The 355-nt window shown below is 61.1% G+C and carries 1 protein-coding gene; it reads left to right on the forward strand.

All coding sequences use genetic code 11. From position 1 onward, the window contains the following. The coding region (locus ACTJK9_RS29600) for a VCBS domain-containing protein (protein WP_440817870.1) at nt 1-355 on the forward strand (355 nt) is incomplete at both ends.

Consider the following 355-nt stretch of genomic DNA (forward strand, 5'->3'; position numbering starts at 1 on the left):
ACCGACCGGCCCCAATGCCGGCCCGATCACGGCGGGTACGTTCACCGGGACTTACGGGACTTTGGTGCTGAACGCCAACGGCACTTACACCTATACCCTCAACACCAGCGACGCCGATTTCAAAGCGCTGCACGGCGGCGGCAACGGCACTGAAACCTTCACCTACACCATCACCGATGCCGACGGCGATACCAGCACCGCGAATCTCGTGCTGCAAATCCACAACAACGACGACCCGGTAATCATCAACGGCCTCGACGTGAATGGCGGCGAGCTCACCGTCTACGAGAAAAACCTCGGCGACGGCAGCAACCCCGATGCTCCAGCGCTGACCCAAAGCGGCACCTTCACCATC

It is taken from the genome of Pseudomonas sp. 22082, from assembly GCF_052046055.1.
Classification (GTDB): Bacteria; Pseudomonadota; Gammaproteobacteria; order Pseudomonadales; family Pseudomonadaceae; genus Aquipseudomonas; species Aquipseudomonas pharyngis.